Here is a 16,466-nt window from a genome sequence, read left to right on the forward strand (position 1 = left end):
GTAAATGCTTGTTACATCAGCGTTTTTTATGTCTCGTCACATCGGAGTCGGGGGTAGCTTCGCGCGCGCCGCCCGGGTGCCGCGCAAAGGTGACGCTGACGCGCAATCCGCGTCCGCCCGGCCCGTCATCCAACTGCAACAACGCACCGTGCTGCTGCGCGACACCACGCACGATGGCCAGGCCCAACCCGCTGCCACAGATCTGTGCGAGCGACTCATCGCGTGCCGGCATCCGATAGAACCGATCGAACACACGCGCGCGCTCCGATGCCGGAATGCCGGGCCCGGTATCGACGATCTGCACACACGGCCGGCCAGCGCCGTCGGCATCGATCGACACGTCAACGCGCCCGCCCCGCGGCGTGTACTTGACCGCGTTGTCAACCAGGTTGCCGATCATCATGCGCAACGCGTCGGCGTCGCCGGATACGGTCGCGTCCGCGGCTGCGTCCATGCCCAGATCCACGCCGCGTTGCGCGGCGAGCGTCGTATACGCGCGCACGCTGTCCTCGACCACCGCACGCAACGACACGGGTGCCCCTGCGCTGGCGCAGTCCGCGGCGGGCTCGGCACGCGCGAGCGCCAGTAATTGCTCGACCAGCCGCGTCGCGCGCTCGACCCCATGCCTCAGGTCCGCTGTCGCCTCCCGCCGCGCCGCGTCGTCCTGCGCGCGCTCCAGCAGCTGCACCTGGATCTGCAACGCGGCCAGCGGCGTGCGCAACTCGTGTGCGGCATCGGCGACAAACGCGCGCTGCGTATCCAGCGCATGCGCCAGCCGCTCGAGCAATCCGTTGAGCGCGCGCACCAGCGGCTGCACCTCGTTGGGCAGCCGCTGGTCCGGCAGCGGGTCAAGCGCGTCCGGCTGCCGCGTGTCCAACGCAAGCGCCACACGGCGCAATGGCTTCAGCCCGCGGCCGATGAGCAGCCAGACGGCAACGCCCAGCAGCGGCAACAGCATCAGCGAAGGCCACAGCGTGCGCAGCGCCACTTCCGCCGCCAGCCGGCTGCGCACGCTCATCGGTTGAGCAAGTTGCACGACATTGTCGCCCACCACCGCGCTGTAGACCCGCCAGTCGCCACCCGACGTGTGTTCGGTCGAAAAGCCCAACTTGGCATGCGGCGCGAGGGGCGCGCGCGGGTGCGAGTAGTACAGCTGCACGCCCTCGCGGCTCCAGATCTGGATCACAACACCGCCGCTTTCCGGATCGCCCGCGCCGAACGCGGAGCTGAACGGCTCCGCTGGCAACGCCGCGGCAGTTTGCTGCAATTGGAAGTCGAACAATTCATTGGCTTCGGCCCGGGCCTGCCGAAAGGTGAGCCAGCCTGCCAGGCCGAAGCCCGCCAGCAGCACCGCGATCAGCGAGATCAGGAGTTGTCGGCGAATCGAATTCATCGGCCCGCGTCACGCCTTCGGCATCATGTAGCCCAGCCCGCGCACGGTGCGGATCAGTTCCGCGCCAAGCTTCTTGCGCAGCGAATGGATATAGACTTCGACCGTATTGCTGCCAATCTCCTCGCCCCAGCCATAGATTTTTTCCTCAAGCTGGCTCTTGGAGAGCACCGCGCCAGGCCGCGCAAGCAGCGCCTCGAGCAACCCGTACTCGCGCGCGGACAACGCAACGGGCACGCCATCGAGTGTGACCTCGCGCGCGGCCGGATCCAACGTCAAGCCGCGGTGCCGGATCACTGTCTCGGTCCGACCGGCCTGGCGGCGCACCAGCGCCCGCATGCGGGCGCCAAGCTCGTCCAGATCGAACGGCTTGACCAGGTAGTCGTCCGCGCCCGCATCGAGCCCCTTGACGCGATCAGCCACCGCGTCACGGGCGGTCACGATCAGCACTGGCAGCGCATGTTTTTTAGCGCGCACCGTCTTGAGCACATCCAGTCCATCGCGCTGAGGCAATCCGAGGTCGAGCAGCATCAGGTCGTACGGCTCGCCGTCAGCGGCCAGGATCGCCGCCGTGCCGTCCTGGACCCAATCCACTGCCCAGCCGTCCGCGCGCAGCGCCTTGCGCACACCTTCAGCGATCATCGGGTCGTCTTCGACGAGTAAAACACGCATGGTGCCGACCGTTCGTCCATCCACAATTGAGTCATACGCACATTCTATCCTTGTCGCCACACCGGTCCGGCGCATCGCCGCCCCGCGTCGAATTTTGATCGCAGAGCCGTCGGCCTGTCCCATTGTCACTACAATGAGCGCTTTGCGCGCAACCGGCCACCATGTCGGCGTCAGCGCGTTTTTATCGCTCGCGCTTCTCTATGCTTCCGTATCCATTCACTTTCTTTGGCCGCTTCACCCGCCCCGGCTTCGCCCGCTCCGTCCTGTCCGTTGTCCGATTGCGCAACCGTAACGTCGATGTCCGCCAGGACGCTGCGCGCGTCACGACCATCCCGCGACAAACGGGCGGTGCGGCGCAGCGGTCACGCCGCCGGTGGCTGGCCGCGATACTCGCGTGTGCGGCATGGATTGCACTGCCAAGCGTGCCCACGCCGGCCTTCGCCGACGCGAAGCCCCAGGCCAAGGGATGGCGGGCTAAGAGCAAGGTAAGTCGCAAGGCAAGTCGCAATGCGGCGGCCAACGCATCGTGCGCCAAGGCCCGCACGAAGCGCAGCAAAAGCAAGACCGCTGGCCGCGCAGCCAACGTACCGTCCGGCCCGCTGCCCGCGCCGGTGATGGCCGGGCTCGCGCGTGCGCGGGTGCCGCTATCGTCGGTCAGCGTCGTCGTGCAGCGCGTGAGCGACAGGCAGCCATTGCTCGCGTGGAATGCGAGCAAGCGTATGCTGCCCGCATCAACGATGAAACTGGTGACCACCTACGCCGGCCTGTCGATCCTCGGCCCGAATTACCGGTGGCGCACGAGCGCATACCGGGACGGCAGCATCGACGCCTCCGGCGTGCTGCACGGCAACCTGTACATCCAAGGCACTGGCGATCCAAAGCTCGTGCCGGAGGAATTGATTGACCTGGTGGACAAGATCCACAAACAAGGCATCACCGCGCTGGATGGCGATCTGGTCCTGGACAAGCGATGGTTTGACGCATCCACGCGCGACCTGCCTGCGTTCGACAACAACACCGACTCGCCGTACAACGTCGGCCCGGATCCGCTGCTGTATGCGTTCAAGTCGCTGTCGTTTAGGCTGAACCCGTCGCCGAACGGTGACGTGGCCATCGACGTGACGCCTGCGCTCGCGCAACTGAAAATCGTCAACCAGTTACGCAAGACGCGCGGCGCGTGCACCGGCGTACTGCAAAGTGTGACCCCAGCTATCACGCCGACGCCGCAAGGCATCGTGCAAGCGGTGTTCAGCGGCGACTATCCGACGCGCTGCGGCGAGCGTACCGTCAACATGGCCGCACTGGATCACTCAAGCTTTTTCGCCGGTGGTTTCCTAGCACTGTGGAAGCAAACCGGGGGCACCTTCACCGGCACGGTACGTGAAGGTGCGACGCCGTCCAACGCGCAGCCAGTGGCGACCCATCGCGGGATCGAACTATCGACGATCGTGAACGACATCAATAAGTTGTCGAACAACACGATGGCGCGCAACCTATTCTTGTCGATCGGCGCAGTCGGAGCGCGCCCGATTGCATCGCACATTCCCGTCACGCTCGCCCCGCCGGTGCCGTCCACGCCCGCGCGCAGCGCACAGGTCATCCGCGATTTTCTGGCCAGGAGCGGGCTGACGATGCCCGAGTTGCAACTGGACAATGGCTCCGGCCTGTCGCGCAACGAGTACGTCAGCGCCGCCTCGATGGCTAAGCTGCTGGTGGCGGCCAACGCCAGCCCTGTCGCGCAGGCCTTTGTCGCGTCGTTGCCCATTGCCGGCGTCGACGGCACGATGCGTCACCGGCTCACCGGAGCGCCGGTGGGCGGCAATGCACGGATCAAGACTGGCACATTGCGCGACGTGCGCGCGATTGCCGGCTATGTCGCCGCCGCGAACGGCGAAAGCTACGTGGTGGTGAGCTTTATCAACGATCCACGCGCCGCCGCCGCGCGGCAGGTACACGATGCCCTGCTCGAATGGGTATACCAACGCGCCCGGTAACGCTCGCCGGCCGATGCCGTGTTTCAAACGTCCAGAAAAATCCTGACGGCATGCGAGGTTGGACGTGTCGCATTGAATAAAGTCTCTAGCCGACAGACGTAAGCGGCGATCAGAGTCGGTGTACCCTTGATCCGTTCTCGCTATGACCGCTCAGATGGCTCCAGCGGGACGTAGCGCCGGTGCGCCCACGCCCGGCACAACAATGACAATACACGAGCGGCGCCATGCCGCTCGAGACGAATATCGGAGGACGCGGATGCGGTTCGACGCCATTTGGCTGCTGCCAGCGCCCAGGTAACGTTTCGTTATCCGTATCGACACGATCCGCCGCGAGGTCGGCTCGGCAAGCGTGCGGCGTGCGGCCGCTCACGGCCTATCCGGCCTAGTAGCACAACCAACCGTACGAGGAGACTCAATGAAGAATCAGAAGAACACGTTGCAGCGCTTCGTGCGCACAGCGATCGCATGTACCGCATTCGCGCTGCTCGCCGCGTGCGGCGCAGGCGCCAGCGGCGACCCATCGACGCAGACTCCGGCGGGAGACATCCGGCTGCAAGTGGTCACGTTCGGCGACAGCCTGTCCGATGCCGGCACCTATGCGGTGACCAGCACGAACGCTGCCGGCCCGCTCGCATTGGGCGGCGGCCGCTTCACGACAAATCCTGGGCAGGTGTGGGCGCAGAACGTCGCGCAATACTACGGCGATACGCTCACGCCGGCGTTCAAGGCAGGCTTCGGCGTGCCGCTGACCGCGGCGGGCGGCTTGGATTACGCGCAAGGTGCGGCCACGGTCAATACCAGTGGCTCGACCACCAGCGCCAGCATGACGGCCGAGCCCGTCACCTGGCAGGTCAGCGCCTACCTGCAGGCGCACGGCAGTTTCAACAGCAACCAGTTGGTACTCGTCGAGGCCGGGGCCAACGATGTGCTGGGCAACGCGCAAGCGCTGGCGGCCGGCCAGATCACGCAGGCCGCGGCGATACAGAACATCACGACGGCGGCCCTCACGCTCGCCCAGGTAGTCGGCCAGATTCTGCAGGCCGGCGCAACCAAGGTGGTCGTCGCGAACCTGCCCAACATCGGCGTGACGCCGCTCGGTGTGTCCGGCGCCGATGGCGGCACCGGGCTCACGCAACTGTCGGCCGGCTTCAACACCGCGCTCAAGGCAGCGCTCACGCAAGGCGGCATCGATCAGAAGGTAATCCAGCTCGACGTGTTCTCGTGGATCACCAAGCTGGCGGCCAACTACCAGGCCAATGGGTTCAAGGTTGGCGCCAACGGCACCGCATGCAATTTGGCTAAAATGGTCGCGTCGGCGCAACAGGCCGGCGTGCCAAACCCGGCCTCTTACGGCACGTCGCTGCTGTGCGCGCCGGACAGCTATACGGAGCAGAACGCGGACCAGACCTATATGTTCGCCGACCAGATCCACCCGACGACCCGCACACACCAGTTGTTCGCGCAATTCGCGCAGCAGCAGATCGCGGCGCACGGCATCGGCAAGTAATTGCCCGGTAACGCGCGCAAGCCACGCATCGACAGCGATCGGGCGCCCGACCGGGCACTCCGATCTGGTCGTGTCAGACGCCGGCTTCGAACGCCGCCGCCGCGCGCTGCAGCCGGTCGTTGACCGCTGCCCATTCAGCGGTGGCCGGCAATGGCTCGATGAAAATACGCAGCACGTTCGCGCCATCCAGTTCGCGCAGCATCCGGTACAGTTCGCGCGCATACGCGTGCGGATCGTCGGGCGCGGCGACGAACTGCAAGTTGGGCCGCGCACGCAACGCCTCGGCCTGTGGCAGGCCGGCGCGCGCAATGACCGCCAGTCGTTCATGCGGCGCATGGGCAGCAACCTCGCACAGGATTGCCTCGAGCGGCAGCAACGCGAGCGGCGTACGCGGCGCATAGTGAGCCTTCAACGTGCCCGAGGCGCGCGGCACCGTGGCATCGCTGCCGTCGGGCAGCCGCGGCGCCGCGCCCAGCACGTCGGCGATCTGTTGCGGCGTGATCCGCCCAGGGCGCAGCAGCGCCGGAAAGCCACGCGACAGGTCGATGATCGTCGACTCGATACCGACATCGCATGCGCCACCGTCCAGTACGTGCACACTGTCGCCAAACTCGTCGCGCACATGCTGCGCGGTCGTCGGGCTCACATGGCCGAACTTGTTCGCGGACGGCGCGGCCACGCCGCCGTGGCCGTGCTGCAAGTCGGAAAACGCGCGCAGCAATGCCTGCGCCACCGGATGTGACGGACATCGCAGCCCGATCGAGTCCTGCCCGCCGCTCACCGCGTCCGGGATCGCATCGGCCCGCTTCAGGATCAACGTCAATGGCCCAGGCCAAAACGCATCGATTAAGCGGCACGCCTCCGAACCCAGCGTACGGACCCAGCCACCGGGATCGTCACCTGGCGCCAAATGGACAATGACGGGATGGGTTGGGGGCCGGCCCTTGGCTGCGTAGATGCGCGCCACGGCCTGTGGATTGCGGGCATCCGCGCCCAACCCGTACACTGTCTCGGTCGGGAACGCTACCAGTTCGCCGGCGTCCAGGCGGCGCGCGGCGGCATCGATCGCGGCCGGCGCCGGCCACCCGCGCGTCGGCGCGTCGCTGTCGGCAGATGTCGGCGTTGGCGCGCCGTGCCCGTCGTTGCGTTGCCGGGTGGCGCTCATTCGAGTGGGATATGCAAAAGGCGCGCGCAATCGCGCGCGGCCGCCCGGGCCTCGTCCAGCGTCGGCGCAGTCAGCGTCAGATGGCCCATCTTGCGCCCGACGCGGGCTTCTTCCTTCGCATACAGGTGCAGGTGCGCGCCCGGCATCGCGGCAACCTCGTGCCATGGCGGCACGCGCGGTGTCTTGTCTGCAAACCACACATCACCGAGCAAATTCAGCATGACTGCGGGCGAATGTTGGCGCGTGCAGCCCAGCGGCATGCCAGCCATCGCGCGCACCTGCTGCTCGAACTGGTTCGACACGCATGCGTCGATCGTATAGTGCCCGGAATTGTGCGGCCGGGGCGCCATTTCGTTGGCCACCAGCGAGCCGTCCTTCAACACGAAGAACTCCACGCACAGCACGCCGACATAGTCTAGTTGTGCAGCAATCGACAGCGCCGCAGCCTGCGCCCGCTCGATGAGCGCCGCATCCGCAACCGGCGCCGGCGAGATCGTCTGCGACAGAATGCCGTCACGATGGATATTCTGTGCGACCGGAAACACCACTGTCGTGCGGTCCGCGCCGCGCGCAACGATGGCCGAGATCTCGTACGCGAGCGGCAGCCGCTGCTCGAGTACGCACGCGACGCCGCCCAGCGCTGCATGCGCGGCGCGCACCTCGTCCGGGTTGCACACGCTCATTTGCCCCTTGCCATCGTAGCCGAGCCGCGCGGTCTTCAGGATGCCCGGCAGTACCGCCGCCAGGGCCTCGTCGGACAGGGCCTGCAGCGCGGCCGACGACTCGATCACCACGTGTGGCGCGACCGATACGCCAGCCTGCTCGATCCAGCGCTTTTCGGCGATACGATCCTGCGCGATGGCAACGCACTGCGCGGACGGGCTCACGCAGGTGGTGCGCGCCAGCCAGTCCAGGCTGGCGGCTGGCACATTCTCGAACTCGGTCGACACCGCCGCGCACAGCCGCGCCATTTCAGCAAGCGCCTCGCGATCGTCATACGCGGCGCAAAGATGGCGATCTGCAACGCCACCCGCTGGACAGGTGATCTCCGGATCCAACACGGCGACACGGTAGCCCATCGCCTGCGCGGCAAAACAGAACATCCGGCCGAGTTGGCCGCCGCCGACCATGCCTAGCCATGCGCCCGGCATGATTGGCGCGCGCGGATACGCCGGCGCGCCGAATGTGGGCGAGCTAGCACGCGCCGTCGAGGATGAACCCGTGCCTACGGGTAAGCGAACATCTGTCATTTTGTCAGAATAATGAGGTCGGCGGCAGAGCCCCTGGGACACACAATTCAATGCCGAAGGCCGCCACGCCGGCGCCTCGGCCCATGCGACGCGTCAATCCGCCGGCAGCACCATCGCCCGCGCGGCATCGTTCTGACGCACGCGGAACATTGCGAGTTTGGACGCAAAGCCGTCCGCGTCGAGCGGCGCGCCGACACTGTCCGCGCTCGCGAGCAACGCAACGGCGAACAACGCGGCATTGGCCGCGCCAGCCTCGCCGATTGCGAACGTCGCGACCGGCACGCCTTTGGGCATCTGCACGATCGAGTGCAATGAGTCCACGCCCCGCAGGTACTTGCTGGCCACCGGCACGCCGAGCACCGGCACCGTCGTCTTGGCCGCGAGCATGCCGGGCAGGTGTGCGGCGCCGCCCGCGCCCGCAATGATCGCGCGCAACCCACGCGAACGCGCTGCTTGCGCATAATCGAACATCTCATCGGGCATCCGGTGCGCGGACACGACGCGTGCCTCGTAGGGCACGCCGAACTCGCGCAGGATCGCCACGGCGTGCTGCATCGTGTCCCAGTCCGATGACGACCCCATAACCACGCCAACCAGCGGGCTCGGGTGGCTGTGCGCACCGCCGGGCTGTGCTGGCTGCCGTACTGACTGCTGTGCTTGCTGCTGAACTTCATTCATTGCGCGCTTCCGTTATCCATGCAGCGGCTGGCCCGTGAGCCGCTCGAGGGCTTCGCGGTATTTCGCCGCGGTTTTGTCGATCACCTCGTGCGGCAGCTTCGGCGCCGGCGGCGCCTTGCTCCACGGCTGCGCCTCCAGCCAGTCGCGCACGAACTGCTTGTCGAATGACGGCGGGTTGGTGCCGACCCGGTATTGGTCTGCAGGCCAGAATCGCGACGAGTCGGCGGTCAACACCTCGTCCATCAGGTACAGCTTGCCGTCGTCATTGAGCCCAAACTCGAACTTGGTGTCCGCGATGATGATCCCGCGCGTGGCCGCGTAGTCCGCGGCCGTCTTGTACAGCGAGATGCTGATGTCGCGAATGCGCGCGGCCAGCTCGGCGCCAATACGCTGCTCGACCTCAGCAAACGTGATGTTCTCGTCGTGATGACCGATGTCCGCTTTCGCCGCCGGCGTGAAGATCGGCTCCGGCAGCCGTTGCGCGTTTTGCAGGCCCGCCGGCAGCGCGACGCCGCACACCGAGCCGCTGGCCTGATAGTCCTTCCAGCCGCTGCCGGTGAGGTAGCCGCGCACCACCGCCTCCACCAGGATCGGCTTCAGGCGCCGCACCACGACCGCGCGGCCGGCGACCTGCGGCACCTCGTCGGGCGCGACGACACTTTCCGGCGCCACGCCGGTCAAGTGGTTCGGCACCACGTGCGCAAGCTTGTCGAACCAAAAATTGGCCATTTGGTTCAGCACGCGCCCCTTGTCCGGAATCGGCTCGCCCATGATCACGTCGAACGCCGACAGGCGGTCGGTCGTCACGATTAGCAACTTATCGTCGCCGACTGCATAATTGTCGCGAACCTTGCCGCGGCCCAGCAGCGGCAGCGACTTCAGCGTAGATTCATAGAGCACAGAGGGCATCGTCGGGTCCCAGAAAGTGGAAAAGCCGTTCCGCGGCAGTGCGGGAACGGCGTGTATTGTAAACCGTGCGCGGCGCGGCACGGCGCCGCGCCGCAAGACCGGCAACGCGCGTCGGCCCGGCTGGCGGCGAATCAGCGTACCACTTGCTTGAGCGCGCCCGACTTGTATTGCTCGGCGATCTTGTCCAGCGGCAACGGCTTGATCTTGCTGGCCTGCCCTTCGCAACCGAACTGACGATAGCGCGCCAGGCACACCTTCTTGGCCGCTTCGCGCGCCGGCTTCAGGTAGTCGCGCGGGTCGAACTTGCTCGGGTTCTCGACGAAATAGCGGCGGATCGCACCGGTGATCGCCAGCCGCAGGTCCGTATCGATATTAATCTTGCGCACACCGTGTTTGATGCCTTCCTGGATTTCCTCGACCGGCACGCCATACGTTTCCTTCATGTCGCCGCCAAACTCACGGATCTCCGCCAGCAGCTCCTGCGGCACCGACGACGAGCCGTGCATCACCAGGTGCGTGTTTGGGATCCGCGCATGGATTTCCTTGATTCGATCGATGGCCAGAATGTCGCCTGTCGGCTTCTTCGTGAACTTGTAAGCACCATGGGACGTACCGATTGCGATGGCCAGCGCATCGCACTGCGTCGCGCGCACAAAATCGGCCGCCTGCTCGACGTCGGTGAGCAGTTGCTCGCGCGTCATCGTCCCTTCCGCACCATGACCGTCCTCCTTGTCGCCCTTCATCGTCTCGAGCGAACCGAGCACGCCGAGTTCGGCCTCGACCGTCACGCCGATCGCGTGCGAGAACTCGACCACTTGTCGCGACACCTCAACGTTGTACTCATAACTGGCGACCGTCTTGCCGTCGGCCTGCAGCGAGCCGTCCATCATCACGCTGGTAAAGCCGCTGCGGATCGCCGCCATGCAGACCGCCGGCGATTGCCCGTGGTCCTGGTGCATCACGATCGGCAGATGCGGATAAGACTCGACCGCCGCCTCGATCAGATGGCGCAGGAACGCTTCACCCGCATATTTGCGCGCACCCGCCGACGCCTGCATGATCACCGGCGCATTCGCCTCATCCGCGGCCGCCATGATCGCCTGCACCTGCTCGAGGTTGTTGACGTTGAACGCCGGCAATCCGTAGCCGTTTTCAGCCGCGTGATCCAACAGTTGACGCATCGATACGAGAGGCATGTTTCACTCCTTCAATGAGAATTCTTCCCGGCACTGGCCGCGCTACCATGGGCCGCGCGCATCCAGGTTGCGCCGTGCGCCGCGCGCTGCCTCGAATCGGGCGCTGTCGCGTCGGTCATCGGCCATTATTGTACGTTGACTGGGACGCGCCCAGCGGCGAAAACCTCAGACGATGTCGCCAACCTTGACGATCTTCAGCGTATTGGTACCGCCAGCCTGTCCCATCGGCTCGCCCACGGTCAACACAACAATGTCGCCGCGCACCGCGTAGCCGTTCTTCACCAGCACTTCGAGCGCCTGCTGTAGCGCCGTATCGCGGTCCAGGCTCGATTCCAAGTGCAGCGGCACCACATTGCGGTACAGTGCCATCATCCGCTCGCTGGCCACGCGCGGCGTCAACGCATAGATCGGCACATGCAGCCAATGTCGGCTCATCCACAACGCGGTCGCGCCCGACTCGGTCAGCGCAACAATCGCCTTGGCGCCGAGGTGAAACGCGGTGAACAGCGCTCCCATCGCAATCGACTGGTCGATGCGGGTGAACGTGCGATCCAGGAAATCTTTGTCCAACTCGACGTGCTCGGACTTCTCCGCCTCCACGCAGATGGCCGCCATCGTCTCGATCGTCTCGACCGGATACCGGCCGGCCGCAGTCTCCGCGGACAACATCACCGCATCGGTGCCGTCCAGCACCGCGTTGGCCACGTCCGAGACTTCTGCCCGTGTCGGCACCGGATTCTGGATCATCGACTCCATCATCTGCGTGGCGGTAATCACGGTCTTGTTCGCCTCCCGCGCCATCCGGATCATCCGCTTTTGCAGCGCCGGCACCGCCGCGTTACCGACCTCCACCGCTAGATCGCCGCGCGCCACCATGATGCCGTCCGATGCATCGAGGATCTCTTGCAATGCCGGGATCGCCTCGGCACGCTCGATTTTAGCGATCATCTTCGGCTTGTAGCCGTACGGCGCACCGGCGATGTTCGCGAGCTGCCGCGCCATCTCCATGTCCGTCGCATTTTTCGGGAACGATACGGCGACCAAATCCGCGCCGAGCGCCATGGCCGTACGTATATCCTCCATGTCCTTCGCCGTCAGTGCGGGGGCGGACAGACCGCCGCCCTGCCGGTTGATCCCCTTGTTGTTCGACAGTTCGCCGCCGACCTTCACGCTCGTGTGGATCTCTCCGCCGATCACCCGCTGCACGCTCAACACGATCAGGCCATCGTTGAGCAGCAGGATGTCGCCGGCCTTCAAATCGCGCGGCAGGTCCTTGTAGTCCAGGCCGACGCGCTCCTCGTTGCCCAATTCGCACGCGGCATCCAGCACGAACGGCGCGCCAGCAGCGAGCATCACGCGGCCGTTCTCGAACTTACCAACGCGGATCTTCGGACCTTGCAGGTCCGCCATGATCGCCACTTCACGGCCCGCCTGCCGCGCAGCCTCCCGCACGAACTCGGCACGCTGGCGATGATCGTCGGCGGTGCCGTGCGAAAAATTCAGCCGCACAACATCCAGCCCCGCCGCAATCATCCGCGACAGGATGTCCGGCGAGCTGGACGCGGGTCCGATGGTGGCGACAATCTTGGTAGCGCGATGCATGAGTCTCCTTGACTGGGTTAAAGCGCTGCATAAAGCGCTGCTGCGGAGGCGATTGCCCGGAGCGGATGCGACACCGGCGTAACGCCGCTGCGCGCGGCCGGCCGAGCCAGGACAGCCGCGCCGCTATGCTGCGGTGTCGGCGGTGAGTTGCACAAGGTCGCGCGCCGTGACCGTTTATGCGCCGGCGTTACCGGCTTGCGCACGGCTTTGCAGCACCTCGACCGCAGGCAGCGTCTTGCCCTCGAGGAACTCGAGGAAGGCCCCTCCGCCGGTCGAGATATAACTGACCTTGTCATGAATACCGTACTTCGCAATCGCCGCGAGCGTATCGCCGCCGCCGGCGATAGAGAACGCCTGCGACTTCGCGATGGCCTGCGCGAGCGTCTTCGTGCCGTTGCCAAATTGATCGAACTCGAACACGCCGACAGGCCCGTTCCACACGATTGTGCCGGCCTTTTCCAGCTGCACGGCCAGCGCGGCCGCGGTCTGCGGACCGATGTCCAGGATCATGTCGTCGTCGGCCACCTCGCTTGCCGCCTTGGTCTGCGCGTGGGCATCCGACGCGAACGCCTTCGCGGCCACCACGTCGGTCGGAATCGGCACTGACGCCCCGCGCGCGTTCGCCGCGTCGATGATCGCTTTGCCCTCACCGACTAAATCCGCTTCGGCCAGCGATTTGCCGATCGGTAGCCCGGCGGCCAGCATGAACGTGTTCGCGATGCCGCCACCCACGATAAGTTGGTCGACCTTCTCGGCAAGCGATTTTAGGATTGTCAGCTTCGTCGACACCTTCGAGCCCGCCACGATCGCCACGAGCGGACGTTTCGGGTTGCCGAGCGCTTTGCCCAGCGCATCGAGTTCCGCCGCGAGCAGCGGACCGGCACACGCGATTTTCGCGTACTTCGCGATCCCGTGCGTGGTCGCCTCCGCGCGGTGCGCAGTGCCAAATGCGTCATTGACATAGACGTCGCACAGCGCGGCCATCTTTTGCGCAAGCTCGTCCGAATTCTTCTTCTCACCCGGGTTGACGCGGCAATTCTCGAGCAGCACGACATTGCCGGACGCCACGCTCACACCACGCTCGACCCAGTTAGCCACCAGCGGCACGTCGCGGCCGAGCAACTCGCCCAGGCGCTTGGCCACGGGTGCGAGAGAGTCTTCCGGCTTGAACTGCCCTTCGGTGGGCCGGCCCAGGTGCGATGTCACCATCACCGCCGCGCCAGCATCGAGCGCCTGGCGGATCGCCGGGACCGACGCGCGAATGCGGGTGTCCTCGGTGATGTTGCCGGCATCGTCTTGTGGCACGTTCAGGTCGGCACGGATGAACACACGCTGACCGCGGAGCTTTCCGTCCGCGATGAGGTCGGTCAAACGCAGAACTTGAGTCATGAGGTTGGCTTGACGAAGTTGAGGAAAGGGTAAAGCCGCAGCGCGGACGCAGTGACGCACGCCCGCTGCCGTCGTGTAATGCGCATTCGGCGAACCGCCGGGCAAGCGGATGGCACGGCCCGTGCAACTCGCTGGGAACATGTCATTCTAGCGCATCGGATGGCGCGACCGAAGTATCGGAAGTTGCGGCAGGACTGCCAAAAAGTACCGGATCACTAGCACGGGATCGCGGCATATCGGCTTAGCCCCGCACCGACCGGACCGCGCGGGATAGGCGTTCATTTATGCGCCGGCGGGCCTTCAGCGAATACCGCCCGGCCCGAATAGGGGGTGGGGACCGATCAAGGCCACCCTAACCGCAGCGCCGTAAATACCAGCATCCCGACGACGATCGTCTGAACCATACTCCGGCGCCACAGGAACCACAGCGTGCCGGCGACCGTGCCATACCACGCATGGTTCTCGAGCGCGAACGATAGCCCTTGCGGCGTCATCGCGACATCCGGCACAACCACCGCGATCAGCGCCGCTGCGGGTGCATAACGCAATGCGCGCAGCACGCGCTCCGGCAACACGGTGCGCTTGCCTCCTAACAGGAAGGCGGCGCGGGTCACGCCGGTGACGATCATCATGCCAATGATCGCAAGCCAAATCTGGGTCGAGCTCATTGCGACGCCCTGCCGCCCTGTCCGGCGCGCCGCAATACCTTCGCCGACCTATTGTGCGCATAGGTGTCGCTGACGAGCCCGGCGAGCAGCGCGGCCAGGATCGCCAGCGGCAGCGAAAGGCGGTATGGCATGTCGATGCCGACGAGTGCGACGATCGCCGCGATGACGACGGCCACTAGCGTCGAGCGGCCGACGATCGCGGACACCATGATCGGGATCAAGGCGAGCGTGCCCGCCAGGCTTAAGCCCCAGTCGTCCGGAAAAAGGTTGGCGAGCAAAATGCCGATGATCGAGGACGCCTGCCACATGATCCAGCTTGACGCCGCCATGCCCCAGAAGAACGCCTCCTTGCCAGGCTCATACCCGGGCCTGAAGCTGCGCGCCTGGAATAGCAGGTAGAGTACGTCGCCGTTGAAGTAGCCTAACAGCAGACGGCGCGGCATCGACAGGTACGAAAAATGGGGCGCCAAGCCGGCACTGAACACGATAAACCGCGTATTGACCATCGCCGCGGTCAGCAGCACGGTCCACATCGGCAGCTTCGCGGCGAGCAGCGGCAACACGGCCAGTTGCGAGGAACCGGCATACACGAGCAGCGACATCCCGAGGGCTTGCGGCACGGTCAGCACCGACTTGCTCATCGCGATGCCGGTCACTAGCCCCCAGGAGAACATCGCGGCAAAGGTCGGCGCATAGGTGCGCACGCCATCGACAAAGGCGCGGCGGTCGACATCGGACAAACGCTGGAACATGGCAGCAACGGTGAATTGAGTGGAACGGGCTAGCGATCGGCGATTGCAGCGCGACTCCCTCTAAGTAAGAACACGGATTATATGATTGGCCCGGTCATTGTGCTTTGCGCTGTATTCGGCCTCGCTTGCGATGAATAAGGCGTACCGTAAGGAGGAATTTACGATCAGCTGACGGGTCCCGGAACGCCGGCGTGTCCCGCGTGCGACCCGCCGCGAGAAACGGCGGCAGGCCACTGCAAGCTGTACGCCGTATGCGCGTCGGGGCTCGAATTGGCGCTAAAATAACGTCCTTTGGCTGATCCGTTGCACGTTCCGTGCGGGCGGCCAACGACAGACACCGCGAGGAGAATCTCTATGTCAATGGCCGACCGCGATGGCAAGATCTGGATGGACGGCAAGCTGATCGACTGGCGCGACGCGAAGATCCATGTGCTGACGCACACGCTGCACTACGGAATGGGCGTATTCGAAGGGGTGCGCGCGTACCAGACCAGCGAGGGCACCGCGATCTTCCGGTTGAAGGAGCATACGAGGCGCCTGTTCAACTCGGCAAAGATCTTCCAGATGGACGTGCCGTTCGACCAGGAAACGATTATCGCCGCGCAGCGCGACGTCGTGCGAGAAAACAAACTCCAGTCGTGTTACCTGCGCCCAATCATCTGGGTCGGCTCCGAGAAGCTCGGCGTGTCGGCGACAGGCAACACGATCCATGTCGCAATCGCGGCATGGCCGTGGGGCGCCTATCTCGGCGACGAAGGGCTGTCCAACGGCATTCGCGTGAAGACCTCGTCGTTCACGCGCCACCACGTCAACGTGTCGATGGTGCGCGCCAAGGCGTCGGGCTGGTACGTGAACTCGATCCTCGCCAACCAGGAGGCGATCGCCGACGGCTACGACGAGGCGCTGCTGCTGGATGTGGACGGCTACGTGTCCGAGGGCTCCGGCGAGAACTTCTTCCTCGTCAACAATGGCAAGCTGTATACGCCGGACCTGTCGTCGTGTCTGGACGGTATCACGCGCGACACGATTATCACGCTGGCGAAAGACTTCGGCATCGAAGTCATTGAGAAGCGCATCACGCGGGACGAGGTGTATACCGCGGACGAGGCGTTCTTCACCGGAACCGCGGCCGAAGTCACGCCAATCCGCGAATTGGACAACCGCCCGATCGGCGCCGGCCGCCGTGGACCGGTCACCGAAAAGCTCCAATCTGCGTTCTTCGATATCGTGTCGGGGAAAAACAAACAGTACGCGCACTGGCTGACCCAGGTCTGAGCCTGCCTCTTTCGAACCC

At 65.2% G+C, this 16,466-nt stretch carries 14 protein-coding genes; 3 read left to right on the forward strand and 11 right to left on the reverse strand.

The features are described from left to right. Positions 1-16 precede the first annotated feature (16 nt). Together B0O95_RS04075 and B0O95_RS04080 are read right to left on the reverse strand one after the other, a co-directional pair. Positions 17-1,393, reverse strand: coding sequence for an ATP-binding protein (locus B0O95_RS04075; protein WP_104076749.1), 1,377 nt, complete (start codon positions 1,391-1,393; stop codon positions 17-19). Positions 1,394-1,402: 9 nt separating this feature from the next. Then, positions 1,403-2,062, reverse strand: coding sequence for a response regulator (locus B0O95_RS04080; RefSeq protein WP_104076867.1), 660 nt, complete (start codon positions 2,060-2,062; stop codon positions 1,403-1,405). A gap of 200 nt (positions 2,063-2,262) precedes the next feature. Between B0O95_RS04080 and dacB the strand changes: the two genes are divergently transcribed. After that, a complete protein-coding gene (dacB, locus tag B0O95_RS04085) occupies positions 2,263-4,056 on the forward strand; it encodes a D-alanyl-D-alanine carboxypeptidase/D-alanyl-D-alanine endopeptidase (protein ID WP_233203097.1) in 1,794 nt (597 codons plus the stop codon). A gap of 415 nt (positions 4,057-4,471) precedes the next feature. Continuing rightward, positions 4,472-5,563, forward strand: a complete 1,092-nt coding sequence (locus tag B0O95_RS04090) for an SGNH/GDSL hydrolase family protein (RefSeq protein ID WP_104076750.1) — start codon at positions 4,472-4,474, stop codon at positions 5,561-5,563. 73 nt (positions 5,564-5,636) lie between these two features. Here the strand turns inward: B0O95_RS04090 and B0O95_RS04095 are convergent, their stop codons facing one another. From B0O95_RS04095 to B0O95_RS04135, 9 genes are all read right to left on the reverse strand, one after another. Continuing rightward, positions 5,637-6,728 (reverse strand): L-threonylcarbamoyladenylate synthase, encoded by a 1,092-nt coding sequence (locus B0O95_RS04095; protein WP_233203099.1) that lies wholly within the window; start codon positions 6,726-6,728, stop codon positions 5,637-5,639. After that, positions 6,725-7,879: a 5-(carboxyamino)imidazole ribonucleotide synthase gene (locus tag B0O95_RS04100; protein ID WP_233203120.1), complete on the reverse strand. Its 1,155-nt coding sequence runs from the start codon at positions 7,877-7,879 to the stop codon at positions 6,725-6,727. Before B0O95_RS04100 ends, B0O95_RS04095 begins: the two co-directional genes overlap by 4 nt. A gap of 192 nt (positions 7,880-8,071) precedes the next feature. Next, positions 8,072-8,656, reverse strand: a complete 585-nt coding sequence (purE, locus tag B0O95_RS04105; protein WP_104076752.1) for a 5-(carboxyamino)imidazole ribonucleotide mutase — start codon at positions 8,654-8,656, stop codon at positions 8,072-8,074. Between the two features lie 12 nt (positions 8,657-8,668). Continuing rightward, a complete protein-coding gene (locus tag B0O95_RS04110; RefSeq protein WP_104076870.1) occupies positions 8,669-9,565 on the reverse strand; it encodes a phosphoribosylaminoimidazolesuccinocarboxamide synthase in 897 nt (298 codons plus the stop codon). 131 nt (positions 9,566-9,696) lie between these two features. Further along, positions 9,697-10,761: a class II fructose-bisphosphate aldolase gene (gene fba / locus B0O95_RS04115; protein WP_076786154.1), complete on the reverse strand. Its 1,065-nt coding sequence runs from the start codon at positions 10,759-10,761 to the stop codon at positions 9,697-9,699. A 165-nt stretch (positions 10,762-10,926) separates the two neighbouring features. Then, on the reverse strand, positions 10,927-12,363 hold the full coding sequence (gene pyk / locus B0O95_RS04120) for a pyruvate kinase (RefSeq protein ID WP_104076753.1): 1,437 nt from the start codon (positions 12,361-12,363) through the stop codon (positions 10,927-10,929). A 174-nt stretch (positions 12,364-12,537) separates the two neighbouring features. Beyond that, the gene (locus tag B0O95_RS04125) at positions 12,538-13,752 is read right to left on the reverse strand and encodes a phosphoglycerate kinase (protein ID WP_104076754.1); all 1,215 of its coding nucleotides are present in this window, start codon (positions 13,750-13,752) and stop codon (positions 12,538-12,540) included. 341 nt (positions 13,753-14,093) lie between these two features. Further along, positions 14,094-14,420: an AzlD domain-containing protein gene (locus B0O95_RS04130; RefSeq protein ID WP_104076755.1), complete on the reverse strand. Its 327-nt coding sequence runs from the start codon at positions 14,418-14,420 to the stop codon at positions 14,094-14,096. Beyond that, a complete protein-coding gene (locus tag B0O95_RS04135; RefSeq protein WP_104076756.1) occupies positions 14,417-15,172 on the reverse strand; it encodes an AzlC family ABC transporter permease in 756 nt (251 codons plus the stop codon). Before B0O95_RS04135 ends, B0O95_RS04130 begins: the two co-directional genes overlap by 4 nt. Positions 15,173-15,526: 354 nt before the next feature. Here B0O95_RS04135 and B0O95_RS04140 point away from each other — a divergent pair, with 354 nt between their 5' ends. Further along, the gene (locus B0O95_RS04140; RefSeq protein ID WP_104076757.1) at positions 15,527-16,447 is read left to right on the forward strand and encodes a branched-chain amino acid transaminase; all 921 of its coding nucleotides are present in this window, start codon (positions 15,527-15,529) and stop codon (positions 16,445-16,447) included. The last annotated feature ends 19 nt before the right edge of the window (positions 16,448-16,466 follow it).

The organism is Mycetohabitans endofungorum, from assembly GCF_002927045.1.
GTDB lineage: Bacteria > Pseudomonadota > Gammaproteobacteria > Burkholderiales > Burkholderiaceae > Mycetohabitans > Mycetohabitans endofungorum.

What these genes read in the sequence shown, in the direction of transcription:
- B0O95_RS04110 (WP_104076870.1), bottom strand. Translation starts at nt 9,565, where the DNA reads ATGCCCTCTGTGCTCTATGAATCTACGCTGAAGTCGCTGCCGCTGCTG.
- fba (WP_076786154.1), bottom strand. Translation starts at nt 10,761, where the DNA reads ATGCCTCTCGTATCGATGCGTCAACTGTTGGATCACGCGGCTGAAAAC.
- B0O95_RS04135 (WP_104076756.1), bottom strand. Translation starts at nt 15,172, where the DNA reads ATGTTCCAGCGTTTGTCCGATGTCGACCGCCGCGCCTTTGTCGATGGC.
- purE (WP_104076752.1), bottom strand. Translation starts at nt 8,656, where the DNA reads ATGAATGAAGTTCAGCAGCAAGCACAGCAGTCAGTACGGCAGCCAGCA.
- B0O95_RS04095 (WP_233203099.1), bottom strand. Translation starts at nt 6,728, where the DNA reads ATGAGCGCCACCCGGCAACGCAACGACGGGCACGGCGCGCCAACGCCG.
- B0O95_RS04130 (WP_104076755.1), bottom strand. Translation starts at nt 14,420, where the DNA reads ATGAGCTCGACCCAGATTTGGCTTGCGATCATTGGCATGATGATCGTC.
- B0O95_RS04125 (WP_104076754.1), bottom strand. Translation starts at nt 13,752, where the DNA reads ATGACTCAAGTTCTGCGTTTGACCGACCTCATCGCGGACGGAAAGCTC.
- B0O95_RS04080 (WP_104076867.1), bottom strand. Translation starts at nt 2,062, where the DNA reads ATGCGTGTTTTACTCGTCGAAGACGACCCGATGATCGCTGAAGGTGTG.
- B0O95_RS04090 (WP_104076750.1), top strand. Translation starts at nt 4,472, where the DNA reads ATGAAGAATCAGAAGAACACGTTGCAGCGCTTCGTGCGCACAGCGATC.
- B0O95_RS04075 (WP_104076749.1), bottom strand. Translation starts at nt 1,393, where the DNA reads ATGAATTCGATTCGCCGACAACTCCTGATCTCGCTGATCGCGGTGCTG.
- pyk (WP_104076753.1), bottom strand. Translation starts at nt 12,363, where the DNA reads ATGCATCGCGCTACCAAGATTGTCGCCACCATCGGACCCGCGTCCAGC.
- B0O95_RS04100 (WP_233203120.1), bottom strand. Translation starts at nt 7,879, where the DNA reads ATGCCGGGCGCATGGCTAGGCATGGTCGGCGGCGGCCAACTCGGCCGG.
- B0O95_RS04140 (WP_104076757.1), top strand. Translation starts at nt 15,527, where the DNA reads ATGTCAATGGCCGACCGCGATGGCAAGATCTGGATGGACGGCAAGCTG.
- dacB (WP_233203097.1), top strand. Translation starts at nt 2,263, where the DNA reads ATGCTTCCGTATCCATTCACTTTCTTTGGCCGCTTCACCCGCCCCGGC.